The organism is Shewanella oncorhynchi (genome assembly GCF_012584455.1).
Lineage (GTDB): Bacteria > Pseudomonadota > Gammaproteobacteria > Enterobacterales > Shewanellaceae > Shewanella > Shewanella oncorhynchi.
Window position 1 is genome coordinate 30,448 of sequence record NZ_JABAEB010000002.1, and the last position, 26,320, is coordinate 56,767.

At 47.1% G+C, this 26,320-nt stretch carries 24 protein-coding genes; 4 read left to right on the top strand and 20 right to left on the bottom strand.

From position 1 onward, the window contains the following. Positions 1 to 53 precede the first annotated feature (53 nt). Both HGO26_RS02525 and HGO26_RS02530 read left to right on the top strand, forming a co-directional pair. Complete coding sequence (locus tag HGO26_RS02525; RefSeq protein ID WP_168823130.1) at positions 54 to 932, top strand: DMT family transporter; 879 nt, start codon at positions 54 to 56, stop codon at positions 930 to 932. A 119-nt stretch (positions 933 to 1,051) separates the two neighbouring features. Further along, positions 1,052 to 1,576, top strand: coding sequence for a lipocalin family protein (locus tag HGO26_RS02530; RefSeq protein WP_168823132.1), 525 nt, complete (start codon positions 1,052 to 1,054; stop codon positions 1,574 to 1,576). A 202-nt stretch (positions 1,577 to 1,778) separates the two neighbouring features. Here HGO26_RS02530 and HGO26_RS02535 read toward each other — a convergent pair whose 3' ends face one another. Both HGO26_RS02535 and HGO26_RS02540 read right to left on the bottom strand, forming a co-directional pair. Beyond that, positions 1,779 to 3,371, bottom strand: a complete 1,593-nt coding sequence (locus HGO26_RS02535) for an ABC-F family ATPase (RefSeq protein WP_081729050.1) — start codon at positions 3,369 to 3,371, stop codon at positions 1,779 to 1,781. 382 nt (positions 3,372 to 3,753) lie between these two features. Then, positions 3,754 to 5,988: a heavy metal translocating P-type ATPase gene (locus HGO26_RS02540; protein ID WP_168823134.1), complete on the bottom strand. Its 2,235-nt coding sequence runs from the start codon at positions 5,986 to 5,988 to the stop codon at positions 3,754 to 3,756. A 155-nt stretch (positions 5,989 to 6,143) separates the two neighbouring features. On the opposite strand from HGO26_RS02540, the gene HGO26_RS02545 reads away from it, so the two are divergent. Continuing rightward, positions 6,144 to 6,605 carry a MerR family DNA-binding protein gene (locus HGO26_RS02545; protein ID WP_247651451.1) on the top strand — a complete coding sequence of 154 codons (462 nt, stop codon included), beginning with the start codon at positions 6,144 to 6,146 and terminating at the stop codon, positions 6,603 to 6,605. Positions 6,606 to 6,638: 33 nt separating this feature from the next. Here HGO26_RS02545 and HGO26_RS02550 read toward each other — a convergent pair whose 3' ends face one another. The 11 genes from HGO26_RS02550 to HGO26_RS02600 all read right to left on the bottom strand — a co-directional run bounded on the left by HGO26_RS02550 (position 6,639) and on the right by HGO26_RS02600 (position 18,832). After that, positions 6,639 to 8,687 (bottom strand): alpha/beta hydrolase family protein, encoded by a 2,049-nt coding sequence (locus HGO26_RS02550; protein WP_168823136.1) that lies wholly within the window; start codon positions 8,685 to 8,687, stop codon positions 6,639 to 6,641. Between the two features lie 78 nt (positions 8,688 to 8,765). Further along, complete coding sequence (locus HGO26_RS02555; RefSeq protein ID WP_028760560.1) at positions 8,766 to 9,008, bottom strand: hypothetical protein; 243 nt, start codon at positions 9,006 to 9,008, stop codon at positions 8,766 to 8,768. Between the two features lie 215 nt (positions 9,009 to 9,223). Continuing rightward, complete coding sequence (locus HGO26_RS02560) at positions 9,224 to 9,982, bottom strand: SDR family oxidoreductase (RefSeq protein WP_168823138.1); 759 nt, start codon at positions 9,980 to 9,982, stop codon at positions 9,224 to 9,226. A gap of 24 nt (positions 9,983 to 10,006) precedes the next feature. Continuing rightward, positions 10,007 to 10,909, bottom strand: coding sequence for a 3-hydroxyisobutyrate dehydrogenase (gene mmsB / locus HGO26_RS02565; RefSeq protein ID WP_113938927.1), 903 nt, complete (start codon positions 10,907 to 10,909; stop codon positions 10,007 to 10,009). 134 nt (positions 10,910 to 11,043) lie between these two features. Then, the gene (locus HGO26_RS02570; RefSeq protein WP_168823139.1) at positions 11,044 to 12,213 is read right to left on the bottom strand and encodes an enoyl-CoA hydratase/isomerase family protein; all 1,170 of its coding nucleotides are present in this window, start codon (positions 12,211 to 12,213) and stop codon (positions 11,044 to 11,046) included. Then, complete coding sequence (locus tag HGO26_RS02575) at positions 12,213 to 12,986, bottom strand: enoyl-CoA hydratase (RefSeq protein WP_011789976.1); 774 nt, start codon at positions 12,984 to 12,986, stop codon at positions 12,213 to 12,215. Before HGO26_RS02575 ends, HGO26_RS02570 begins: the two co-directional genes overlap by 1 nt. 59 nt (positions 12,987 to 13,045) lie before the next feature. After that, positions 13,046 to 14,203, bottom strand: a complete 1,158-nt coding sequence (locus tag HGO26_RS02580) for an acyl-CoA dehydrogenase family protein (protein ID WP_113938930.1) — start codon at positions 14,201 to 14,203, stop codon at positions 13,046 to 13,048. Between the two features lie 79 nt (positions 14,204 to 14,282). Then, a complete protein-coding gene (locus HGO26_RS02585; protein ID WP_105249702.1) occupies positions 14,283 to 15,782 on the bottom strand; it encodes a CoA-acylating methylmalonate-semialdehyde dehydrogenase in 1,500 nt (499 codons plus the stop codon). Positions 15,783 to 15,918: 136 nt separating this feature from the next. Beyond that, positions 15,919 to 17,109, bottom strand: a complete 1,191-nt coding sequence (locus HGO26_RS02590; protein ID WP_168823141.1) for a thiolase family protein — start codon at positions 17,107 to 17,109, stop codon at positions 15,919 to 15,921. Between the two features lie 291 nt (positions 17,110 to 17,400). Continuing rightward, positions 17,401 to 18,342, bottom strand: a complete 942-nt coding sequence (gene metA / locus HGO26_RS02595; RefSeq protein ID WP_028760567.1) for a homoserine O-acetyltransferase MetA — start codon at positions 18,340 to 18,342, stop codon at positions 17,401 to 17,403. A gap of 70 nt (positions 18,343 to 18,412) precedes the next feature. Then, complete coding sequence (locus HGO26_RS02600; protein ID WP_105249705.1) at positions 18,413 to 18,832, bottom strand: YbaY family lipoprotein; 420 nt, start codon at positions 18,830 to 18,832, stop codon at positions 18,413 to 18,415. Positions 18,833 to 18,949: 117 nt separating this feature from the next. Between HGO26_RS02600 and HGO26_RS02605 the strand changes: the two genes are divergently transcribed. Then, on the top strand, positions 18,950 to 19,693 hold the full coding sequence (locus HGO26_RS02605; protein WP_131523783.1) for an SDR family NAD(P)-dependent oxidoreductase: 744 nt from the start codon (positions 18,950 to 18,952) through the stop codon (positions 19,691 to 19,693). Between the two features lie 99 nt (positions 19,694 to 19,792). On the opposite strand, the gene ompW is transcribed toward HGO26_RS02605, so the two are convergent. From ompW to HGO26_RS02640, 7 genes are all read right to left on the bottom strand, one after another. Further along, positions 19,793 to 20,455 (bottom strand): outer membrane protein OmpW, encoded by a 663-nt coding sequence (ompW, locus tag HGO26_RS02610; protein WP_168823143.1) that lies wholly within the window; start codon positions 20,453 to 20,455, stop codon positions 19,793 to 19,795. Positions 20,456 to 20,931: 476 nt separating this feature from the next. Then, entirely contained in the window at positions 20,932 to 21,588 is a 657-nt protein-coding gene (locus HGO26_RS02615) for a nucleotidyltransferase family protein (RefSeq protein ID WP_247651456.1), read from the bottom strand. Between the two features lie 76 nt (positions 21,589 to 21,664). After that, the gene (locus HGO26_RS02620; protein ID WP_168823145.1) at positions 21,665 to 21,955 is read right to left on the bottom strand and encodes a hypothetical protein; all 291 of its coding nucleotides are present in this window, start codon (positions 21,953 to 21,955) and stop codon (positions 21,665 to 21,667) included. 86 nt (positions 21,956 to 22,041) lie between these two features. Then, positions 22,042 to 22,692 (bottom strand): maleylacetoacetate isomerase, encoded by a 651-nt coding sequence (maiA, locus tag HGO26_RS02625; protein WP_168823147.1) that lies wholly within the window; start codon positions 22,690 to 22,692, stop codon positions 22,042 to 22,044. Positions 22,693 to 22,779: 87 nt separating this feature from the next. Then, a complete protein-coding gene (locus HGO26_RS02630) occupies positions 22,780 to 23,766 on the bottom strand; it encodes a fumarylacetoacetate hydrolase family protein (protein ID WP_028760574.1) in 987 nt (328 codons plus the stop codon). A 384-nt stretch (positions 23,767 to 24,150) separates the two neighbouring features. Beyond that, the gene (gene tyrR, locus HGO26_RS02635; RefSeq protein ID WP_113938940.1) at positions 24,151 to 25,689 is read right to left on the bottom strand and encodes a transcriptional regulator TyrR; all 1,539 of its coding nucleotides are present in this window, start codon (positions 25,687 to 25,689) and stop codon (positions 24,151 to 24,153) included. 268 nt (positions 25,690 to 25,957) lie between these two features. Then, a complete protein-coding gene (locus HGO26_RS02640) occupies positions 25,958 to 26,296 on the bottom strand; it encodes a 4a-hydroxytetrahydrobiopterin dehydratase (RefSeq protein WP_106650051.1) in 339 nt (112 codons plus the stop codon). Positions 26,297 to 26,320: the final 24 nt, after the last annotated feature.

The following is a 26,320-nucleotide window of genomic DNA, read 5'->3' on the forward strand; positions in this document are numbered from 1 at the left end:
GACGCCGTCCACAGGACGGTGTCGCCCTTAAATTCTTCAGTTACAGGTTGCCTATGCCAAGCTCAGCTTTAGCTATCATTTTTGCCCTATTGGCGGCCATTCTTATGGGCACTATCGGTGTATTAGCGCGCTTTGCCGCCCTGCCCGCCGAGCATATTACCTTCTACCGCTTACTGCTAGGTGCCCTATTTCTATTGGCTTATATGCTGCTCACAGGTAAAGGCCATCAGATTCGCCATAAACCCAGCAAACGAACCTTAGTGAATGGCGCTATGCTCGCGGGCTTTATGGCGTTTTACATTGAAGCCATTCAGTACACCCAAATGGCCAAAGTGATCATGATTATTTACTTAGCCCCTGTGGTGTCGACTATTTTCGCCCATTATTTCTTTGCCGAAAAACTCACCCGCTTAAGCATGGCAAGCGTGGTCGTCGCACTAATGGGTTTTATGTTAATGATCCCCACAGGGCCGCAGCAAGCGAGCAATCACACTGAATTATTAGGCTATTTTTATGCCCTACTCGCTTTATTAACCTACTGCGGTTTTATGTTAATCAACCGAAAACCTAGTCTGAGTTCGCCCTATCAAAGCACTTTAGTACAGCTTAGTGTCGGCGCTTTGTGCCTACTGCCCTTAGTGATAAATGCACCGCTGACGCCAAGTTTGCCGCAAATGGGCTGGTTAATTGCGATTGGATTCTTCCCCGGATTTTTAGCCATTTTGCTGGCGGTAAAAGCCCTACGCCAATTGCCTGCTGTCACTTTTGGCACCCTCGCCTATGTGGAACCGGTTATCGTAGTGACGTTAGCATGGTGGATATTTGGTGAAACCTTGAGTCCCATGCAATTAATCGGTGTCGGCTTAATTCTTCTGGCCGGCATTAGCCAAGGCTTTATCAGTCAGCGCAACGTATTGATTACGAGCGGCTAACCAACAACACTTTGCCAAGTAGCTGAAATAATGTGAAGAAAATAGTGTAAGCTCAACAGAGGATTGATTGAACATTGCACTTAAGACGTGCGACTAAGACTTAAGATCAGGAGGTCAAATTGAGAAAGCTACTGTTAGTCATTAGTATATTTTTGCTCAGCGGTTGCTTAGGCATGCCTAAACTGGTTCAACCCGTGAATGATTTTGAGCTAAATAAATACTTAGGTAAATGGTACGAAATTGCACGATTAGATCATTCATTCGAAAGAGGCTTAAGCCAAGTTAGCGCAGAATACAGCCTGAAAGAGGATGGCGGTGTTAGAGTCATTAACCGTGGATTTTCCGCGGCTAAAGACGAATGGAAAGAAGCCGAAGGAAAGGCCTATTTTGTGAATGGGGATTCAGAAGGCTATTTGAAAGTCTCCTTCTTTGGGCCATTTTATGGATCGTATGTGGTCTTCGAATTAGATCATGAAAACTATCAATACGCTTTTATATCGGGACCCGACACAGGTTATTTGTGGCTATTGGCTAAAACCCCGACTGTGCCACCCGAGGTGCTGCAAAAGTTTGTTGAAATGTCTAAAGCCCGCGGCTTTAATACCGACAATTTGATTTATGTGCAGCAAGAGTCAGCGCCCTAACGAGTGCCACCAATGCACTAAAATCGAGTGGGCGAAAAGCTAATCGCTAGATAAAAAGACAGCCAATGGATACAAAAACGCCGCAATGAATTGCGGCGTTTTTATTGATGTTGCATTTAGCTGCACTGTATTTAAATGCATGTATTTAAATGCATGTATTTAAATGCATGTATTTACACATGCAGCTAAATAACAAATAGCGTTAGACTTCAATGCCTTTGCTGGCAAGGAACTCATCGTAAGTGCCTCTGAAATCATTCACGCCTGAGTGAGTGACTTCAAGGATACGGTTTGCCAGAGACGATACGAATGCACGGTCATGACTCACGAAAATCAAGGTCCCTTCGTACATTTCCAGCGCGTTGTTCAGTGATTCAATCGATTCCATATCCATGTGGTTGGTCGGTTCGTCGAGCACTAAAATGTTGGCTTTTTGCATGATGAGCTTGCCGAATAACATGCGACCTTTCTCGCCACCAGACAGCACTTTGACTGACTTTTTAATGTCGTCAGAGCCAAACAACATACGGCCTAAGATGCCACGTACCGATTGGTCGTCATCTTCTGGCTTGCGCCATTGGCTCATCCACTCGAACAAGGTCATTTCGTTAGCGAAATCAGACTCATGATCCTGTGCATAATAACCAATGTTAGCGTTTTCAGACCATTGGATAGTACCTGCATCCTGCGGGATGTCATGGATCAGGGTACGTAACAGGGTTGTTTTACCGACGCCGTTTTCACCCAATACCGCAATGCGCTCGCCCACTTCAACAATTAAGTTTAAGTCTTTGAATAACGGAGTGTCGTAGCCTTTCGTTAGGTTTTCAATCACTAAGGCATTACGGAACAATTTCTTCTCTTGCTCGAAACGAATGAAGGGGTTCACACGGCTAGAGGCTTTTACTTCATCTAACTTAATCTTGTCGATTTGACGAGCACGAGATGTGGCTTGTTTCGCCTTAGAAGCGTTAGCCGAGAAGCGTGCTACGAAGGTTTGCAGTTCAGAGATCTGGGCTTTTTTCTTCGCATTATCAGACAATAAACGCTCGCGAGCTTGAGTCGCTGCTTGCATGTATTCGTCGTAGTTACCAGGGTAAACGCGCAGTTCGCCGTAGTCTAAGTCAGCCATATGAGTACAGACTGAGTTTAAAAAATATCTATCGTGCGAAATGATAACCATAGTACTGCTACGTTGGTTCAACATATCTTGTAACCAACGGATAGTGTCGATGTCCAAGTTGTTGGTAGGTTCGTCAAGCAGCAGCACGTCTGGATCAGAGAACAGGGCTTGTGCTAACAATACACGCAGTTTTAAACCCGGAGCGATTTCAGACATCAAACCAAAATGGCTTTCAATACCGATACCTACACCTAACAGTAATTCGCCTGCACGGGATTCGGCGGTATAACCGTCCATCTCAGCAAAATCCATCTCTAGGTTGGCGACGGTAATGCCATCTTCTTCACTCATTTCGGGTAAAGAATAAATACGGTCACGTTCTTGCTTTACCTTCCACAGTTCGCGGTGGCCCATGATCACGGTATCGATCAGGTTGAATTCTTCATAACCGAACTGGTTCTGGCTTAGTTTACCCAGACGCTCATTCACATCTAACGAGACGTTACCGCTGCTAGGGTCTAGATCACCACACAGGATCTTCATGAAGGTCGATTTACCACAGCCATTCGCGCCGATAAGACCGTAACGGTTACCACCGCCAAATTTAACTGAGATGTTTTCAAACAGTGGCTTAGCGCCGAACTGCATGGTGATATTTGCTGTTGTGATCAAAATGAACTTCCAAATCGAGTAATGTTGGCCGAGCCCGCTGGCGCCGCTTTAAATAAGCATAAACCAAATAACGCTATGCCGAAGGGGTAAAAATAAACGTGGCACTATAGCAGTTTGGGCTAAATTATCAACTACCAAGGCGGATCAAAAGCCAGAGGGAATGCCGAAATCGCCGCACTATGCCTGTATGAGAAGCGTAATTGATTTTACCCTATTGGCTTAGCTTTCAATGTATTCGAGCAGAATGACAATCTGATGACCCTTAGCGTCGTAAAGCTTGCCGACGCTAAAGGCTTATGCAGTAAGTGCTAATGTGGACATAGCCCTAAGCTAACTCAAGATACCCGTTTCAACATTTTAAGTTAGCTTAGGTATCGACAGCTTATAACTTCTGTCGTCTTAAGCGGTTGGCGTTCGTGACGACAGTCAGTGAAGACAAAGCCATGGCTGCACCCGCAATCACAGGGCTTAATAACATGCCCGTAAGTGGATAAAGCACGCCCGCCGCAACCGGAATACCCAAACTGTTATACACAAAGGCGCCGAACAGATTCTGCTTAATAATGGTAATCGTCGCCCGCGACAATGCCAATAAGTTAGCAATCACTATCAATTGCTGCGACAGCAAGGTGATGTCCGCACTTTCAATCGCCACCTCAGTGCCCGATCCCATCGCGATCCCCACATCCGCGCTCATCAGAGCTGGCGCATCATTAATACCATCCCCAACCATAGCCACCACATGCCCTTGCTTTTGTAAATCCAGCACATGCTGTTGTTTTTGCTCGGGCAGTACACCAGCAATCACTTCGGTGATGCCCACTTGGTCGGCCACCGCCTGCGCCGTTTGTGGGTTATCCCCCGTTAACAGCACCACGCGAATGCCCCTTTGCAGCATGGCCGCGATGGCTTCTTTGGCATCGGGTTTAATCGGATCGGCAAGTGCGATAGTGGCCACTAACTTGCCCGCTTTAGCGACATAAATCGGGGTTTTACCTTGGTTCGCAAAACTTAATGTCGCGTTAGGATCTAAGGCACTGCCATCGGAATTGACAATATTCAATGCCGTCATCAAGGCGAGATTACCTATCGCCAGCGATACGCCATCGACCTTGCCCTCAATCCCCTTACCTTGATGGTTCGTAAACGCCTGTGTGTCGGGCAATTGAGTCAGTGATTCCTTGGCATAACTGACAATCGCCCCCGCTAACGGATGCTCAGAGTGCTGCTCAAGGCTTGCGATTTCGCCTAGCAAGGTTTCTTTATCGGCATCACTCAGTGTTTGTACTAATACAAAGTCAGTGACTTGCGGCTTACCTAAGGTGACCGTACCGGTTTTATCCAGTACCACACAGTCAACTTTACTGGCGGTTTGCAACGCTTCGCCATTTTTAACTAACACGCCCATTTGGGCTGCGCGGCCCACAGCCACCATGATAGACATAGGCGTAGCCAGCCCCAGCGCACAGGGACACGCTATGATAAGCACACTCGTCAGCACCACTAACGCATGGCTTAAGGCGGGCGCTGGACCTGCAAAATACCAAATAGCCGCCGCCAGTAGCGCTATCGCCACCACAGTAGGGACAAATACCGCGGAGATCTTATCGGCCAATCGACCTATGGGTAATTTTGACGTTTGTGCCTGTTGCACCAATGCAATGATTTTGGCGAGCTTGGTATCTTCTTGCCCCGCCGTCACTCGGTAAACTAGGCTGCCATTGCCGTTGACTGTGCCCGCACTCACACTGTCGCCGCGATTTTTAAGCACGGGAATAGGCTCACCTGTGAGCATGGCTTCATCAAGTAGGGATTGTCCTGTTTCGACCTCACCATCAAGGGCAACTCTGTCTCCGGGGCGCAAACGCAGCTTATCGCCCAGTTTCAACTGACTTATCTCAACCTTTTCATCACCCTTATCCGTAATACGAATCGCAGTGGTGGATTGCAACCCGAGCAGTCGCTGCACCGCTTCGCTGGTTTTGCCCCGCGCTTTGAGTTCGAGTCCATGACCTAAGTTAATCAAACCTAAGATCATCACACTCGCCTCAAAGTACACATGGCGGGTATCCATAGGGAATGCGCTCGGCATAATGACTACCAACATGGAATAGGCCCATGCGGTACTGGTGCCCAGCACAATCAGCGTATCCATGTTGGTGGTTTTGGCTTTGAGCGCCCGCCACATTCCTTGATAAAAATGGCCGCCTGTGGTGATGAGTAAAGCCAAAGTGACCAGTCCCATGATGCCCCAACCTAACTGCAGATTTGGGCTGTTGATCATCATTTCACCGCCCAATAATCCCCACAGCATCATGGGCACACCCACAACGAGCGCGGCTATAGCTTGGCGCATCCGCAGTCGATACTCGGCGGCATCTTCAAGGCGTTTTTCTTCGGCGGCGACTTTAGCATCAATAACGACCTGCGCCGGATAACCCGCATTTGCCATCACAGCCAAGGCGGTATCAGCGCTCATCTTGCCTTCTACCGTCACTTGCTTATCGGCGAGATTCACACGCGCTTCAACGCCCGCTTGGGCGGCAAACGCCTTTTCAATTTTTGCGACGCAGCCAGCGCAATTCATATTGGCGACATAGAGTCTGGTCATAGACATGGGAGATCCCTCACTTGATGTTTCACACTATAGGTCTAAGATAAAGTCTCCCATCACTGGAGAGTCAAGGATGAATTTGCTCAATGTGATCACATCGACAATTAATTGCTGGGCGAAATGGGTGATACCATTCAGTTGGAAAAATAGAGGTCAAAATGAAGATAGGTGAAGTCGCGAAACAAACGGGCTTAAGTGTTAAGAGTATCCGTTATTACCATGATATTGGTTTAGTGTGCGGCGAGCGCAATGAGGCGGGTTATCGAGTTTATCGCCATCAAGATATTGAAGCACTTAAGTTTGTGCATCAATGTCGCGACTTAGGTTTTAGCCTAGAGGATTGCAAATCCTTGCTTGGTCTTAAGGGCAATGAAAGCCGTAATGCCGAGGACGTTAAGCATCTGACCCAAACTCATCTTGCCTATGTCGAAGAGCAAATCAATAAGTTACAGCAGCTTAGGGCGCAATTACAGCACATGGTGACCCAATGCCAAGGCGGCGATCAGCCCCACTGCGCCATTATCGACAGCCTAAGTCACGAGACTCATGGCAGCCATAAAAATCACAAGAGCCAGCAAAATGCTGGCTCTGAGTGTTGCAGTAAAAGCCAATCGCAATAGTGATGGCCAAGTTCAATAACGGTAAATACCGCGTTATTGGCTTCTCACTATAGTTGGCTTTAGCGCCGCGGCGTTATCCAATACCAGTGTTGCAAGCTTACCCGCAGGGGTAAAGTTAAACACTTGCCCATAAAATGCCAGCTCAGTTTCTAATCCTGCGGCCTTGTGCTCAGGTTTCCAACCGCCGTGGGGTTCATCCTGATAAGCAATATAAGCCGTGGGTACGCCTCTCACTTTCAACGCCTCATAAATCTGCCGCGACTGCTGTGGTGGCACTATTTGGTCACGTAATCCTTGAAAAATTAATAAAGGCTCATTCAATCCTTCAAGGTGATGCAGGGGCGACAGTTCCCTATAGCGGGCTTGATTTTCACCATAGGGGCCGATAAGCAGATCTAAGTAGCCAGTCTCGAATTTATGGGTACTCTTGGCGAGCTGTTCAAAGTCACTGATCCCCGCATAGCTCACCCCCGCTTGAAATACATCATAAAATGCCAAGGACGACATCACAGTTAACCCACCAGCGCTAACACCTCGAATCGCCAGCTTTTGTCCATCAACCCAACCCTTATCGACTAAATAACGGGCCGCATTGACCGCATCTTCCACATCAACTTGGCCCCATTTTCCGTAGATACTTTGACGATAAGCACGGCCAAAACCACTGCTGCCACGGAAATTAACATCGAGAACCGCAAAGCCTCGGCTGGTCCAAAATTGAATATCACTGCGATAAGCCAGACTCGCCCGCGCCGTAGGTCCGCCGTGTAACATTACAATCAAGGGCGGACGGGTATCATTAGGCGCAGTATAGTTGGGGTTAACCGGACCATAAAAATAACCGTAAGCTTGCTGGTTAGCACCTGTTTTAAAAGTAATATTTTTAGCACGGGAGATATAATTGGGATTAAGTTTTGGTAAGTTAGGGGTATACACCAACTCAGTACCACGACCGATCACTTTATAAATGCCCTTCTCTGGCGTCGCCTTAGCGCCGACAAAATAGACAGCATCTTCCCCTCGGATCACTTGGGTGATTTCACCAAAGTCGACGGCCAAAGATTCGGTCAGACCTGAATCTAGATGCAGTCGAATTAAAACGGCCTGACTACCAAGCATATAACTGGCAATAATAGTTTTTTCGGATTCAAAGGCATAATTATGATTGCCTAAATACCAATCAGCCACCGCAAACTCGGCCTTTTTCTTTAGCACTGGGTCTAAGGTATTTTGTGCCGTGACTCGATAGATATTCCACCAGTTACTGATATCCGATACGACATACAATTGTCCATCAGGACTAAATAACGGCTGCGACACCGAAGAATCTGCGGGCGTGTTTACCTTACGAATATTGTGTAATTGTCCTTTACGGTCCAGATCCCCAAGCCAGAGCACGCTATTATCCCATGGCATATAGGGATGTTCCCACGTGATCCACGCCAGTTGGCTGTTATCGGGCGAGATGGCTGGCGAAGAAATAAAGTCATGGCCCGAAACAAAGGTATCGCCTTCACCGGCAAAATTAAGATTAATGGTAACAAGACTCGCCTTAGGCTCACCCGCTTGACGATGATCTTCGCGCACACAGATAATCCTCGACCCTTTGGGGTAAGCAATACAATCTGCATGACGAGTACCATTTGGCGTTAAAGGCAAAGGGGGTTGATTAGGGGCAAAACGATAAAACAGTTGGTCCTGTGCCTTAGTGGCAAACAGACTCTGACCAATCCCCAAAAAGGCGGCACCACCGTATTCATGAACGGCGGATTTAACATTAAACGCAGGCGGCACTATGTCGGTAATTTTTCCCCGTTGATCGAGGCGTTTAATGCCGACTTGGCCTTGTTTTTCACCATCAGACTCAGAGAAATAAATTGCACCATCAACGCTTTGCAACTCAGCCACATTATCGGCCTGCTCAAACACTTCAGTCGCCGATAACGGAGACAGCCAACTACCATAGGGCGCAACTATGCGCGCGCCATTATCACTAAGATGCGGCGTCTCTTTGTTCGAGCGCTCGCAAGCACCTAAACAAAATAAGCCCCCCAGCATCCATAAATATCCATGTAGCTTCATTGTTTCTCCCCAATGTTTGCCAACTGCACAAACCGAAACAAAATATGAACTTGCAGAAATGAGTTATGTGTAAATTAGTTATTTTTTAAATTTTTTTAAGAACCAATTTACCACTTGCACTTGTTGTACTTGCGTTAAACCAAAATAAATACACACCCAAGGTGAGATAAGAAAAAACCATGGGATCACGGCCACAGAACGGCCACTAAAGAGCAGAAAAAAGAAACCGCAATAAATCACAACCAACCCTAAGATACCCACGATCAACATCATGCGCTTAGTGATTTTCTCAAGCCAGTGGGCTTTTTCCTGCCAAGACATCCGGATTTCAAGCTCCATTACATGTGATCAACATGTTTGTAAAGTTATGTAAAAAAACGGGAGAGCGATTGTTGAAGGTTAACAACTAAATGTCAACTCCAACAGTGAAATCTAAATAAATCCGAAAGCTAGGGTATAAGAACCATTATCTTTATTTACCCTATAAAAAAACCGAGCCTAAGCTCGGTTTTTATGCAAATCAATAAGATATCGCTCTAAAGACGAATACCACCATCGATTTCAAACACACGACCGTTAACATAATCATTTTCAATAATAAAACGTACGGTAGAAGCTATCTCGTCGGCATGACCTAAGCGGCCAACAGGCACGAGTTTCTCTAAACGCTCCAATGCTTCTGGCTTCATTGCTGCCGTCATCTCGGTCGCAATCACACCTGGTGCTACGGCTGCACTACGGATATTGTAGCGCGCTAACTCCTTCGCCCAGCCGACAGACATAGCCGCAACACCCGCTTTTGAGGCCGCGTAATTTGATTGACCCATATTACCCGCCTTAGCAAGGCTAGAGATGTTAACAATCACCCCCGCTTGACACGATTCAATCATGGCAGCTGCGGCCTCACGGCCACAGAGGAAACTGCCGGTCAGGTTCACATTGATCACCGATTGGAATTGCTCGTAAGACATACGATCAGTGACTTTGCCGTCTTTGGCTTTGACTAACATGCCATCACGCAGAATACCGGCGTTGTTCACTAACACGTTCACTTGACCAAAATCTTCGAGAATATAGGCAAAACCCGCGACGACGTCTTCTTCGTCGGTAATGTCTAAGGCATAACCTTGGACTTCAGTGTCCGATCCAAGCTCAGCGCAGGCTCGCTCGAGTTTTTCTTGGTCCACATCGATAAGCGCTATCTTAGCACCCGCCTGCGCAAAATTTTGCGCCATTGCTAAGCCTAAGCCACCCGCGCCGCCAGTAATGACGACAACCTTATCTTTTAAATCCATCTGGTGATCCCTTGTTATCTGTGTCTATTTTTTAAGTGGTGCAAATTGTTCAAATATACTGGAAAAATCTCGGCGGCCATTGCCTTGTCTTGCATGATTGACATACAAGCTGCGGGCTAAAGCGCCCATTGGCGTGCTAGAGTTGCTCAATAATGCAGCTTCTTGTGACAGACCGAGATCTTTGACCATCAAATCTACCATAAAGCCACCCTGATAGCCCTTAGAAGAAGGCACTGTTTCCATCACGCCTGGGCAGGGATTGTACTTCTCTAGCGTCCAGTTTCCGCCACTGCTGACCTTCATAATGTCGGATAACACTTTGGGATCGAGACCATGATCGACGCCCATTTGCAGGGCTTCGGAAGTACCGACCATCAACACAGATAACAGCATGTTATTGCAGATTTTCGCGACTTGCCCCGCACCTGGACCGCCTGCGTGGAAGATATTCACACCCATAGCCTTAAGTACGGGCTGCGCACGTTCAAAAGCGTTATCCGAGCCACCACAAATAAAAGTTAAAGTACCCGCTGCCGCGCCTGCCGTGCCGCCAGAAACTGGTGCATCCATAAATTCGATGCCGCTTTTAGCCGCTTCGGCCGCCACTAATTGTGCGCTTTGTGCATCGATGGTTGAACAATCGATGAGCAAGGTATCACCCGCAACCACTTCAAGCAGACCTTTGTCTGTTCCATTGCCTAAATATAAACTTTTCACATGCTTGCCCGCAGGCAGCATAGTAATCACCACACTTGCGCCCGCTGCAGCGCCGCAGGCGGTACTTGATACTAAGGCGCCTTTTTCGGCCAATTGCTGCATAGCCTCGGGGACTAAATCAAAGACGCGAACCGTCATGCCTGCTTTTAATAAATTGGCCGCCATTGGGCCGCCCATATTACCTAAACCGATAAAGGCTACTGTACTCATGCCATCACTCCTGTGTTGTTCTTTTTAGTGTTGTGATAATGCTATCAAATTGATTATGCTGACTTTATCACAGAGTAAAGCGAGCTTGGCTAAGCAAATAAACACAGCGCTTAGCCAACTCGGCCCTTAAACGCTTAACTCAGTTGGTTAAAGGGATGCGCCTCGCCCCATGGGGAAGCCAATATTTGCTCAAGTACCGCTGTGGGTACTGAGTTAACATCCTTAAAACGCCATTGCGGTTTCTTGTCTTTATCAATCAAGAGTGCACGAACGCCTTCGCAGAAATCACCGTGGGCACACACGTTAACACTTGCGGTTAACTCCCATTTGAAACATTGAGCTAAGCTAAGCTTAGTCCCTAACTGCCCTTGGATATAGACCAAGTGCCAGCTGATAGGGCTACCCGCAAGGAAGGTGTCCCGCGCTTTCATTAACCACTTTTCTTCCGATACCAGAGTTGACATGCGTGCTGCAATATCCTGCAGACTGCCCGCCATAAGCCTGTCAATTATGTCTTGGCTTTCGGCTAATACACTGTCGCCCTTAGGAATATCCACTTGATTAGACAGCTCGTTGATCATGCTATCTAAACGTTGATGATTAAGAGCTGGCGTATCACTCCAATCTAAGGTTGCCATGGCATCAAACATCAGCTCTTTGTCGTCGCGGTTCAGGTAATGATCCGCAAGGCCCACATAACAGGCATCGGCGGCATTGAGTTGATAGGCGGTCAATCCCAAAAACAATCCCATCTTGCCCTGCATACGATTAAGGAAATAACTGCCGCCCACATCGGGATACAGGCCGATAGTCACCTCAGGCATAGCGATACGCGAGGTTTCGGTAACGACTCTGTGGCTCGCGCCCGCCATCAAACCGAGGCCGCCGCCCATGACTATGCCATCGCCCCACACCAACACAGGTTTGCCAAAGGTATGCAGTAGATAATCGAGGCGATATTCTTCTTCGAAGAAAACCTTTGCTTCCTCAGTCACTTGCCCATTAGCGGCAATGGAAGCATGGTATAAAGCGCGCACATCACCCCCGGCACAAAATGCCTTCTCACCGCTACCATCTAATACGATGCAAGCAATAAGGGGATCTTTCTTCCACAGATTAAGCTGCGCCGTCATAGCGCGCACCATGACTAAATCTAAGGCGTTGAGGGCTTTTTCCACATTGAGTGTGACCACCCCAACCAATTTGCCAGAAGCAGTGGCTAAGGTTTGAAAAACCACATTTTGTGTGGTCGTGACCTGATTTTCGACATGCTCGACCACGTCATTATCTACTACATTCGTCATTAGCGGTTTCTCCACTCAGCTTTACGTTTCCCTAAAAACGCATTCACGCCTTCGGCCTGATCTTCAGTATCAAATAATCCGACAAATAACTCACGCTCAATCGGTAGCGCTTGGCTACGCGCCATAGTGCGCCCCGCTTGAATAAGTGTCTTACATGCAGTCACGCTGCTTGGGCTTTGATTCGCCACTTTGACGGCTAAGGCGATTGCCGCATTAAGCGCTTCGCCAGTGTCGACCACTTCTTCCACTAAACGTAGATTCAATGCTTGAGTCGCATCGATACGCTCGCCGCATAAAATCATCCGTTTAGCCCACCCTTCACCGACTAATGCAGTCAGATTTTGAGTGCCACCCGCACAGGGTAATAAACCGACCGTTGCTTCGGGCAATGCCATCACAGCTTGAATTTCGGCGATACGAATATCGCAGGCCAACGCGACTTCTAAGCCGCCGCCCATGGCATAGCCGTTAATCGCGGCAATCGACACACCGCGGAATTGGCTTAAGGTTTCAAAGGCTTCACCAAAATGCTTTGCCATCGTTGCCGCATTACCTTTGTCACCATCGCTAAACAGTTTTAAATCGGCGCCAGCGGAGAAGAACTTTTGCCCTTGGCCCGTTAACACTAAGGCGTAAATCTCTTTATTGGCATTCAGCTCAAGCACTTTGGCTTTAAGCGCCTGCAAACTCTCGGCGGTCCAAGTGTTGGCTGGCGGATTGTTCATGGTCAGAATCGCCGTGTGGCCTTCGATACGTTCAACTAAATATTCCATCTTTATAGACTCCTTTTCAGTTATCGCCGACCTGTAAGTCACGCATATTGCGAGTTGAATTACAGGATTTGTCCTGCATTTTCATCGAGTAAACGACGGGCGATAATTAAGCGCATAATTTCGTTAGTGCCTTCTAAAATCTGATGCACACGCACATCACGGAAATGACGTTCCAGCGGGTACTCCCTTATATAACCATATCCACCATGAATTTGCAGCGCCGCATCGCAGACTTGAAAACCCACATCGGTGGCAAAGCGTTTCGCCATAGCGCAATAAGCCGTGGCTTCAGGATCGCCACTATCGAGTTTAAAGGCCGCAAGGCGCACCATTTGACGGGCTGCGACTAATTCTGTTGCCATATCGGCAAGCTTAAATTGCAGCGCTTGGAAAGCCGCTAACGGTTTACCAAATTGCTGGCGCTCATTCATATACTGAGTTGCACGCTCTAAAGCCGACTGCGCCGTCCCCACAGAACAGGTGGCTATATTGATGCGACCACCGTCTAAGCCTTTCATAGCGAAAGCAAAACCTTGGCCTTCTTCACCGAGCAAATTCGCCACTGGCACGCGCACGTTTTCAAAGGTGATTTGACGGGTCGGCTGGGCATTCCAGCCCATTTTATCTTCAGCTTTACCGTAGATAACACCAGCGGCATCCGCCGGAATGGCAATGGCCGAGATCCCCTTAGGGCCAGCTTGACCTGTACGGCACATCACGACTAAAAGCTCAGTTGCGCCCGCACCCGAGATAAACATTTTCGAGCCTGAAATCACATATTCATCGCCGTCGCGCACCGCTTTAGTTTGCAAAGATGCAGCGTCCGAACCCGCGCCCGGCTCAGTCAAACAGTATGACGCTAACATCTGCCCAGTGGTTAACGGCTCAGACCAAGTCTGACGCAGGGTTTCAGTGCCCCAAGTCGTCACCATCCAAGTCGCCATATTGTGAATGGTCAGCATGGCTGTGGTTGCAGTGCAGCCCTTGGCAAGTTCTTCAAAAATAATCGAGGCATCGAGGCGCGATAAGCCCATGCCACCTTCGGATTCTGGCGAATACAGAGAGCAAAAACCTAGCTCACCGGCTTTTTGGATCACGTCTTTGGGGAAATGATGTTCTTCATCCCACTTGGCGGCGAACGGGGTTAATTCTTCCGCGGCAAACTGGCGCGCAAGATCGGCAAACTGGCGTTGGTCATCGTTGAAATTAAAATCCATTGGGCTCTCCTATGACTCTATGGTCACTTTTTATTGAATAAATTGGGCGCCATAAAGACGCCATGGTTTATAACCGAGCTTAGCGTAGGTTAATGCTCATATTTGGCGTTGAAGCTACGGCAATATCAGACTCAAACCAGCGGGAAGTGATGGTCTTGGTCTCGGTATAGAAACGCACCGCTTGCTTACCATAAGCATGTTGATCGCCGTAGAAACTACCCTTCCAACCGGTAAATGAGAAGAAAGGTAATGGCACAGGAATAGGCACGTTAATCCCCACTTGGCCGACTTCGATTTCATGTTGATATTTACGGGCAGCTGCACCGCTAGCGGTAAAGATAGACGTGCCGTTGCCATAAGGACTGGCGTTAACTAATTCGATGGCGGCTTCTAAGGAGTCTGATTCCATACAACACAGTACAGGGCCAAAGATTTCTTCCTTGTATATGCTCATCTCAGTGGTGACTTTATCGAACATGGTTGGGCCAATCCAATTACCGGATTCATAACCTTCCACAGTAAAATCGCTGCCATCGAGTAAACACTCGGCGCCTTCGGCTTTACCTTGGGCGATAAGTTTAAGCACCCGCGCCTTAGCTGCTGGGCTGATAACCGGACCATAACCCGCTTCTTTGTCGTCCCATAAACCTGGGCGAACTTTGGCTAAGGCTTCTTTTAATTCTGGGATCCACTCTTTAGCAGCGCCAACAAACACGGCAACCGAAATCGCCATACAACGCTGACCCGCCGCGCCCACAGAAGCGCCGACTAAGTTGTTGATCACCTGCTGTTTGTTTGCATCAGGCATAATGACGCAGTGATTTTTTGCGCCCGCAAAGGCTTGTACGCGTTTTAAGTTATCTGTACCGGTTTTATAAATATATTGACCCACAGCCACAGAACCGACAAAGGAAATGGCTTTAATCGCAGGGTCTGCCAGCAGAATATCTACGGCAGTTTTGTCGCCATGCACTAATTGCAATACGCCCTTAGGTGCACCCGCTTCAACAAACAATTCAACAAGGCGCTGCGGCGTCATTGGATCTTGTTCAGAAGGCTTTAAAATGAAGGTGTTACCGCAGGCAATCGACAATGGGAACATCCATAACGGGATCATCGCAGGGAAGTTAAATGGCGTAATACCGGCACACACACCGAGCGGTTGAGTGTAGCTGTAAGTGTCAATTGAACGCGCGACGTTCTCGACGGTTTCACCCATCAATAATGAAGCCACGTTACAAGCATGTTCAGCGACTTCGATACCGCGCCATACATCGCCCTTGGCATCTTCAAAGGTTTTACCGGTTTCCTTTGCAAGAATGGTCGCCAGTTCGTCGTGATGTTCTTTTAGCAGATGTTGATAACGCAACATGACGCGCGCACGTTCAGACACTGGCACTTCTTTCCAGGTTTTAAAGGCCGCTTTGGCGCTGGCTATCGCAGCGTGAACTTCTTCGCTAGTGGCAGCATTAATCACGGCAATCGGCGAGTTATTCGCGGGATTGGTGACAATAATCTGTGATGTGCCAGTACCTTGAATAAACTCGCCGTCAATGTAATGCTTTACTTGTGTGGTCATGTTGCAATCCTTTCCTTGTAGAGTGATGGGCTGGCGGTGCGATATTATGATTATCCTCAAGGGAAGTGATTGATTGCCCTTGCCAGCCCCGTCTTGTTGATTTAACTAAAACCTGATTTGACAAAAACCTTTGCGATTAGACCTCAATGGCCATCGCTGTTGCTTCACCACCGCCGATACACAGCGAGGCGACACCGCGTTTAAGGCCGCGGGCTTTCAATGCATGAATTAAGGTCACCAGCAAACGTGAACCTGAGCAACCAATAGGATGACCTAAGGCGCAAGCGCCGCCATTGACGTTAACTTTAGCCACATCTAAACCCAGTTCAGACACGGCAAGCATAGTCACCATGGCGAAGGCTTCATTGATTTCGAATAAATCGACGTCATCCGTTGACCAACCCACATTGGCCAGCAATTTAGCCATAGCGCCGACAGGTGCAGTGGTAAAGAGTGAAGGCTCTTGGGCGTGGGTCGTGTGGCCTTTAATGGTGGCTAATACCGTTAAACCTAAACGCTTAGCTTCGCCACGCGAGGTCAGCATCAATGCCGCTGCGCCATCGGAAATAGAGCTAGAGTTAGCCGCTGTGATAGTGCCATCTTTGGTAAAGGCTGGGCGCAGCGTAGGAATTTTTTCAGGGCGGGCATTACCGGGTTGCTCGTCGGTATCGATAGTCACATCACCGCGACGATCACTAACTGTGACAGGCGTAATTTCGGCCTTAAAGGCACCCGAGTTAATCGCGGCATTGGCTTTTTCGAGCGAGCTTAGGGCGAAAGCATCCATCTGCTCGCGGGTGATCCCAAATTCATCGGCGGTTTTCTGGGCAAACGTTCCCATGGCGCCGCCAGTATAAGCATCCTCAAGACCATCTAAAAACATATGATCGAGCACTTTGCCGTGGCCCATGCGCATGCCGCCGCGAGCTTTATCCAAAAGATACGGCGCTTGGCTCATACTTTCCATACCGCCAGCGATCACCACTTTTGCACTGCCCGCTTTAATCAAATCGTGGGCTAACATTACCGTCTTCATGCCTGAGCCACAGACTTTATTCACTGTGGTCGCACCAACGGATAAGGGTAATCCTGCACCTAAAGTGGCCTGACGTGCAGGCGCTTGACCTAAACCAGCGGGTAATACGCAGCCCATCAAGACTTCATCGACATGTTCACCCGCCAATTGAGTCTCCGCCAACAAGCCCTTAATGGCTGTCGCGGCTAAAGTCGGTGATGCAACAGATGACAAACTGCCTTGAAAACCACCCATAGGGGTGCGTTTAGCGGCAACAATAACGATATCTTGATTTAACGGTTCAGTACTCATGCAGGCTCCAACCCAAATTGACCACAAGGCCTAGTGCTAGCCTTGGGACGTTTAATAAAATCGACAATAAAACAACTCTGACGTTTACGCGAACGTAAAGCAAGTATTCCTTGGTCTAATGTGTCGATTTTATCGGGTAAAAATTGTCAGTAAGGATTTACAGCGAGGCAGGAATTAAGCACAGTCAAGCGTGGACAACAGAATCGAAGGGAGAGATAAATTAAGGGATTTTGGGTATCAGCTTAGGTCACATCCATGTGACCACATCACCATAAAAGGCTAAACAAAACCTTATCGCGATTCCCACGGCGTCATCGCCGTCATATCACTTAAGTCATAAGGCGTTAACTGGTAAACGTAATAATTGAGCCAATTACTGACCAACAAACTACCGTGGCTATGCCAGCGGGCAATGGCTTCGGCTTCTGGATTATTATTTCGATAATAGTTTTGTGGCACATTTGGCGTTAAGCCTTGGGCTAAATCCCTATGGTATTCATCGTTTAAGGTCGATTTTTGATATTCAGGGTGCCCCATTACAAACAAGTTACGGTTATTGCGACTTAATACTAAATAGGCCCCGGCCTCATCGGACTGCGCTAACACTTGCAACTGCGGGTGTTGTCTAATTTCTTCCACATCCATCTCGGCAAAACGCGAATGGGGTGCAAAGAACTCATCATCAAAACCACGTAACAGTGGGAAATGCTGACAAGTGCGCCTATGTACAAATACGCCAGAACGCTTCTGTTGCAATATTTTTCGATTTAAACCATAGAGATGATACAAGCCCGCATGAGCTGCCCAGCATAAAAACAACACTGAGGTGACATGCTCTTGGGACCAGTCGATGATTTCACGGATATGATCCCAATAAACCACATCTTCGAAATCGATTTGCCCAAGCGGCGCGCCCGTGATGATAAGACCGTCGTAATTTTTATGGCGCACGGCTTCAAAATCACGGTAAAAAGTATTCATGTGGTCGATGGAAGTATGCTTGGACTCTTTGTCGTGAATGCGCAGTAAATCCACATCGACTTGTAAAGGCGTGTTGCCCAGTAAGCGCAATAACTGGGTTTCAGTCTCGATTTTGTTCGGCATCAAGTTCAAAATCAGCACCTTCATCGGCCTGATATCTTGATTCGCCGCCCGCGTCTCGGACATAACGAAAATATTTTCTGACTCTAACACCCCTGCTGCGGGCAGATGATCTGGAATTCTAACCGGCATACCGCGCCTCTTCTGTTCGTAAATACTAACGGATTCGGCGCGTATGTCAGCTCACTTCTGAGCGAGCTAACTAGCCACCGACTTTCTCTAGCAGTATCGTCATTGGCTCAGTGGAATTGAGATCAATGTGATAGGCTTGAGTATTAATAAACAATAACTTATCACCCAACATAATCCGGGCACCTATGGCATAAGTGTGACCGGGTTGGAACTGATCGCTACCAATCGCAAAACTGAATGGCGCGGGTGTCACAGCACCTTGTTGCACGCGCTCCGCCATCACTATGGCTGGCACATCCATTTTTGAGACATCAAGCAGTTGCACTATGACCTTAGCATCGGCAGGTAAGGCTATCCGTTCGCGATATAAGGTCTCGCCTTTTATCTCAACGATAGCATTCGGTGTCGCACAACCCGATAACACACCCATTACGGCCATTAATGCTAAGGCTGTTAATCTCAACGCACTTAAACGCAACCATTTGTTCATTTTGTTTCTCCTAATCATACATAAAGACTTCTAGATGTCCACACGCCCAAGCTATAAATCTTGTCTTGGTGAACATAACTTTCTATCATAAGCCACCATTTCGTTGCCGAAAAATCTATGACCCAAGCAACTGCAATCATTGTGGGAGCTAGCTCACAATTAAGTCGTGAACTTGCAAAGCAATTGGCAGATCAACAGGTTGAATTAGTCTTATTCGCCCAAGATCCAGAATCACTGCGCGATTTTGCCTTATCCTTGCCAACAAAAGTACAAGTTTTTGCACTTCAAATTGAACAACCTCAAGCCATCATCAACCAACTTGAATCAGTCTGGCAAAGTCTTGGCGGCGCACACTTAGTCTTAGTCAATACAGGTCTCAATAGCTATGACCCCGAGTTGCCTTGGCTACCGGAGCAAGACATTATCGATGTCAATGTGCGAGGTTTTGCTGCCATCTGCAATACGGCATTTAGACTATTTCGCGAGCAAGGTTATGGACAACTGGCGGCAATCAACTCGATTGCAGGCCTACGCGGCGGGCCGAGTGTGGCCTATCACGCCTCAAAAGCCTTTGGGCAGAATTACCTTGAGGGCTTAAGTATGCATGCTCAGCGCCTTAAGCTACCGATTACGATTACCGATATCCAACTTGGTTTGCTCGATAAAGCCGCTATGCAGCAAAGTGCGATGTGGCTTGCACCATTGCCACAAGTCGCAGCGCAAATCATCAAGGCGATGAAACAAGGCAAACGCCGCGTCTATGTGACCAAACGCTGGCGCCTCGTCGCTTGGCTTACTGTGTTATTACCCGAATTTATCTATAACACTCGCCACTGGAAAGCTAAAAAGCCAAAGCGCTAAATCAGCTTAGCCTAAGTGGAACAGAACATAGCGCGATAAAAAGTGCAGAAACGAAAAAGGAGCCTAAGGCTCCTTTTTTACGCTTATCTAATCAGTGGATTAGAAAGTGTAACCCACGCTGACCATATAAACCCATGGATCAATATCGGTTTCGATGGTAACTGGGGTACCTTGGTATTTAAATTTAACGTCACTATCAATTTTGGCGTACCACACGGAAGCGTTCACTAACCAGTTTTTGTTAACTTGATAATCAACACCCGCTTGTGCCGCTAAGCCCCAAGAAGTGCTCATGCTTAAATCCGTTAACGCACCACCTAAATCATTAGTAAACTCATTGTCAAAGAAATTAGTATAGTTCACACCAACACCCACGTATGGGCGTAATTTAGACTGTGCATCACCAAAGTAGTACTGCGCCACTAAAGTGGGTGGTAAATGCTTAGTTTCAGCAATCTTACCTACGCCAGCCAAAGAGACATCGTGGCTAAAAGGCGTTGCTGCTAATAACTCAACCCCGAAGTTATCAGTCAACATATAACCGAAGTTCAAACCCACTTGAGTATTATTACTCACTTGGAATTCACCAAGATTGCCTACACCAGGTATAACTACATCTTGGCTTGATTCATTTGGCGCAACAACCACAGCACCCGCACGAACGATAATGTCACCCGCTTGGTGAGCCGATACAGAGGCAGAAAAACCAGCGGCTAAAAGGGTGGCAGCGACCAGTGTAGAAACAGTGTTTTTATTCATCATCATACTCCATATGTACAACATAGGTTTTTGTTTTGCATTACATCCTTAACAATTGACGCCTACACTGCCAGAGATATGCGGCTGATTTATTGATCCAAATCAAAGTGAGTGAGCAATACTCACTTATAGGTACTACACATGGGAGCTGAATCACGAAATTCAAACATTTATTGATAATACCCCTTTGTTTTCTGTGAGCTAAGTGTTGTATTAGCCATCACTAATGACTTCTGCAAGAGGTAGTGACCAATAACACCATAAACATTTTAGTAACAATAAAAAGCACTTAACTAAGAGGTTATTTGAACATTAATTTCAAATTATAGAGACTGGTTGAATGAGGATAAAAACAAAAAATGGACAAATAAAAACGGCTTGAGGATGATACCTATCATGTTAGATAACTTGATTGCATGGAATGACAGTGTGAGGCGGTTAGATCAGTTTTAGACTGAACGAATAAGAAAGTGAGAAGATTAGCTTGAGTAGCAACACGTAAGCAAAGGATAGCGAGTTAGCCAGCCCTTAGTCGCAACTCTGTGCTCAAACACTGGTAATGATCGCTTTGGATTGGCGCTCAATTTGAGGGCAAACAGGGAGTTCAGCCCAAAGGGAACCACCAGCTCAATACCGTAATGCGTGCAATGATGATCAGTCTCTTCATCTACCTGAGTATCTGTCTCAACATGAGATTTTAAACACACCCCAACCGCAGTTTCTAACTCTGGCCAATGTGCCATAGCATCAATACAAGATGTGTAAGCCATGTCTTGATTGCGACTATGCATGCGCGCCTGATTCTTAACCGACCAAGGTAACTCAGGGGCAAGCTGATGAAGATAGGCTTCAATCGCCAGATCCCGCTCAGGGCTAATATCTAAAGGGCAAAAATAGATCAGATCGATATCATTCAGTGGACTCAACTCAAATTCGTGCAAACGATCCCAAACTAAATTACGGACAAATCCTGCCGCCAGACACCACTGCGGCATGGAGTGTACTTGGGCGCATTGAAGCGCGAGTTCAAGCGCCCTCACCCGCTCGCAGTCTTGAGCTATCCATTCGAGTAATTGATGTTCTAGCGCTGTTTCACTCATTGCATCATTCATAACATTATTCGTAGCAACACTCATGACATTACCCCTAGCACCACTCATAACAGTATCGCCCGCTTCAATATCAGATAAAAACACGGGAAAGACATTAGGCTTACTCCACTTCGCCATCGATTTCTGGGCACTTTACGACCTCATGACAGAGTAGTGAAACAAGACTATAAATAGGTGCCATCACCGCAACACAAATCCAAAAACCATGTACATCTTTGTCTAGCAGATTAACGCTAACAATATAGATAGGCACGAACAGGACCATCCATTTTATTATATTGAATTTGTACAGTATCGGCTTATCACAATGACAGCAGCGTCCTTCCTTAATCGGCACTTCCTTAGCGCCGAGTTTACCTTTGCAATACGGACATTTTTTACTGAAAAGCATTTAAACTCCATCGCTGAGATTAGACTTTTAAAGCAAGCCTCATCATCCATTCTTTCTATTCGTAAAAACCGTATCCGCGCAATTCGTTACACCGCATCCGCTTGGCGCTCTGGTGCAGCATTGGCAAAGGCTTCAAGCTGATTACACTCGGCCCACACGCGCATGATATTGGGATAAGCCGTTAAATCCACATTAAAACGCTGGGCGTTATACACCTGCGGTACTAAACACAGATCGGCTAATGTCACGGCATTCCCAAAGCAATAACGACCGCTATGCCGTGTTAACAAGGTTTCTAAGGCCGTAAAACCACTTGCGACCCAATGGTGATACCAAGTATTTTTGGCGGTGTCATCAGCACCTAAGGTTTGCGTTAAATACTGTAATACCCGCAAGTTGTTTAATGGATGGATCTCACAGGCGACCGTCAGTGCCATAGCACGCACGTGGGCACGTTCAAGAGCCGATGCAGGCAGTAATGGTGACTGTGGATGTATCTCATCAAGATATTCGATAATCGCTAAAGATTGCGACAAGGCATCCACATCCAGCTCATCATCCACCACTAAGGTTGGCACTAACTCTAAAGGATTAAGCGCAATGTAGGCAGCTTTATGTTGCTCGCCGCCATCACGTACGAGATGTACTGAAAACTGTTCGGCTGAAATCCCCTTGAGATTAAGGGCAATTCGAACCCGATAGGCTGCACTGGAACGCCAATAACCGTAAAGTTTCATATTTTCATGTCCTTATAAAAGTCAGTATAAAAACGGGGCAATTAAGCCCCGTTAGTTTGAGTCGGTGTCGCCCTTTAAGGGAAAGCCTTAGGCTTTGTATTCAACCACTTTTTGATCGATAGAACCAAAAATGGTTACATCATTATCATCGAGCATTTCGATACGCACTGTGTCACCAAAACGCATAAATGGCGTAGTGGCTTTGCCTTCGGCAATCACTTCTAACATACGTTTTTCCGCTAAACAGCTCGAACCTGCGCTACGGTCATAGTTAGAAATAGTACCAGAGCCAATAATCGCGCCTGCGCCCAATGGACGGGTTTTTGCAACATGCGAAACTAACTGACTGAAATTGAAGGTCATATCAACGCCTGCATTCGGACGACCAAATAATTCACCATTTAAATAGGTGATCAGCGGTAAATGCACTTTCGAATCTTCCCAACGGACACCCAATTCATCCGGTGTCACAGCCACAGGCGAAAAACTGCTCGATGGTTTAGATTGGAAAAAACCAAAGCCTTTCGCCAACTCACCAGGGATCAAGTTACGCAATGACACATCGTTGACTAGCATCAACAATTTAATGTGCTTAGCTGCATTGTCAGTGCTCACGCCCATAGGCACATCATCGGTAATAACCGCAATTTCAGATTCGAAATCGATACCCCAGTCTTCGCTCGCCAATGGGATATCCGCTTTAGGGGCAATAAAGCTGTCTGAGCCACCTTGATAAAATAACGGATCTGTCCAAAAGGTTTCTGGCATTTCTGCGCCACGGGCTTTACGGACTAACTCAACGTGATTCACATAAGCGCTACCATCGGCCCATTGGTAAGCACGCGGTAATGGCGACAAACACTTAGCTTCGTCGAACGCTTGCGCGTTATCTAACATGCCTTCATTTAACGCATCGTACAATTCTTGCAATTGCGGTCTCAGTAAATCCCAACCATCGAGTAATTGCTGCATAGTGTGGGCAATGGCAGGAACGGCAACCGTTTTAGTGAGATCGCGGCTGACTAACATCAACTGACCATCACGACGACCATTGTTATAACTTGCAAGTTTCATATTGGCTCCAGTGCTCTTCGGCTAGGTGTACAATTTTATTGTGCTGGAAAACGTGCGACGTCACCCAGCTTATATTCGGCGATTTAAATCGGACTTTTTGACTCATTAAGGGCATACACTTTACGCAGTCCGCGCCAACGAGGCATGCTCTGTTACTTGCTTTAACGTATTTGTTGCGCGTAGAAATACCCGATGCAGCTCAAGATTCCTATAGCGTGACCAAAATCACATTTAGGTCAATTATTTCACATTTTGTAAACTAATCATTACGTTTATAACCTAGTTACCGCTTATCAATATCTCGGTAAGCAATATGCCTGAAAAGTCGGCAACTAAGTGGAACGATACTGTTACATTGACTGTGTCAACCCAACGAGACTCTGACTAACGGCGCTTGGCTATCTTGTATTCACGCAGTTTATTAGCAATAGCTGTGTGTGATACACCTAGCTTTTTCGCCAACTGGCGAGTGCTCGGATAGGCCGGATATAATCGACGCAACAGACTCGCTTCAAACTGCTTCATTGCATCGTCGAGATTGCCTTCAAACTCATTATCAAAGTAACCAAAACCTTCGGCGTATGACGGCAATTTCAGCTGTTCTACCGTCAACTCGGCCGAGCCATCCCACATAGACACGGCTCTAAATACCGCGTTCTTTAATTGGCGTACGTTACCTGGCCAAGCGTAGGTGAGCAAATGATCGCGGCACTGGGCCGAAATCCGCCGAACAGGGCTAGACAGCTGTTGACTGTAATGTTCGAGGAACATTTCCGTCAGTGGAATGATATCGACTTTACGCTCGCGTAAAGACGGGATGTGATAACTCAACACATGGATGCGATAGTACAAATCTTCCCTAAACTCACCGGTTTGGCATAGTTCAGCTAAATTTTTCTGGGTCGAGCAGATAATTCGCACATCAGCACGCACTTCTTCATCGCCCCCTATGCGTCTAAAAGTGCCATCTTGCAATAGCCGTAGCAGCTTAACTTGAGCCGCCCTAGACATTTCCGCCACTTCATCGAGAAATACTGTGCCCCCCTTAGCTTCTTCAAAAAAGCCTCGTTTGACGACTTTACCCTGACTGACGTAACCGAATAATTCTTCTTCGGCAGCGCTGTCGGGCAGAGCGGCGCAGTTGATGGCGATAAAAGGTTTTTCACGGCGCATCCCCGCATCATGGCTAGCTCTGGCCATTAATTCTTTGCCAGTACCCGTTTCACCCGTGATCAACAAAGGTGCATCGAGCTGGGCCATACGCCGCGCTTGCTTAAGCACTTCCTTCATCTTGTCACTGCTGGCTAATACATTTTCAAAGCCAGTGGTTTGGTTCTGCAGCGCGTTAAACTGTTTTCCAACGCGCGCAGGGGATTTCAGCGACACCACAGCACCAACCAAGATGGTTTTTTCATCCTCATCGGGTAGGTAAATCGGCAGCATTTCCGCTAAATATTCGTTTGGACCGATTTGAACTCGCGCCGCTTGTGGCAATACTTGTGCTTCACTCAACCAACGGCTGAAGTTAAAACCTTGCACCCAATGATTAAGCGACTCTTCGAGCACTTCGTGCTCACCCATGCCGATATTGAGCAAGGCGGACTCATTAACGATACGGATACGTGCCTTGGCATCGATAGAAAAAACGGAGTCGGGTAAGGTTTTGAGCAGGGTTTTAAGGGCGTAATGTTCTTGCTCTGAGGGCATAAATGACACCGTACGCACATCGTGGACACTTTCCACTTTGCGGATCTGCGGCATCAAGGCACTCAAGGTTTCAAAACTAATTTCGGCAAATTGTAAGTACAGGAATCCTTGGTTACTGGCATCTATGGCAATTAAATTAATACCATAACGCTCTAACACGACTAAGATATCTTTGGCTAAACCAACACGATCCTGACAGCTGACTTCCAAGCGCATAATGACTGATATTCCCTTTTTTGATTTGAATTTTGGGGATAAACCGTGCAGAGCTATTTTTCGCCTTAGGCTTTACAACAAAAATAACGCTTGCTAGGCAAATCGTTACCTTTGACGAAAACGTCAGCGATGAGGGGAAATAGCAGAGCCCGTATACGTTAGAAGGTTAAACTGAAAGTGGCAAGCCTAGTTTACAGTTGAATTGTAACAGGAAGAAAAAATCAGCATCATAAAACACATTAAGATGCTGATTAAATTGATTAAATAATTAACCTAGTAACTGGTCTGTCTTGGCGGCCATGATGAAGTCATTCTTATGTAGCCCCTTAATGGAGTGCGACCACCAAGTGACAGTCACTTTGCCCCATTCAGTGAAAATGCCTGGATGGTGGAATTCTTCTTCCGCTAAATCCGCCAGCTTATTCGTGAATGCCATCGCCAGTTTAAAGTTTTTAAACTTGTAGACGCGCTCAAGCTGCATTACGCCGTCACGCACTTGCACGCCCCAATCAGGGATCATACGAATAAGTTCTGCCAATTCTTCATCGGTCACTTTTGGTGCATCGGCTTGGCACGCTTCACATTTCATATTCGATAACGCAGTCATACATACTCCTGTTGGCAACATTGA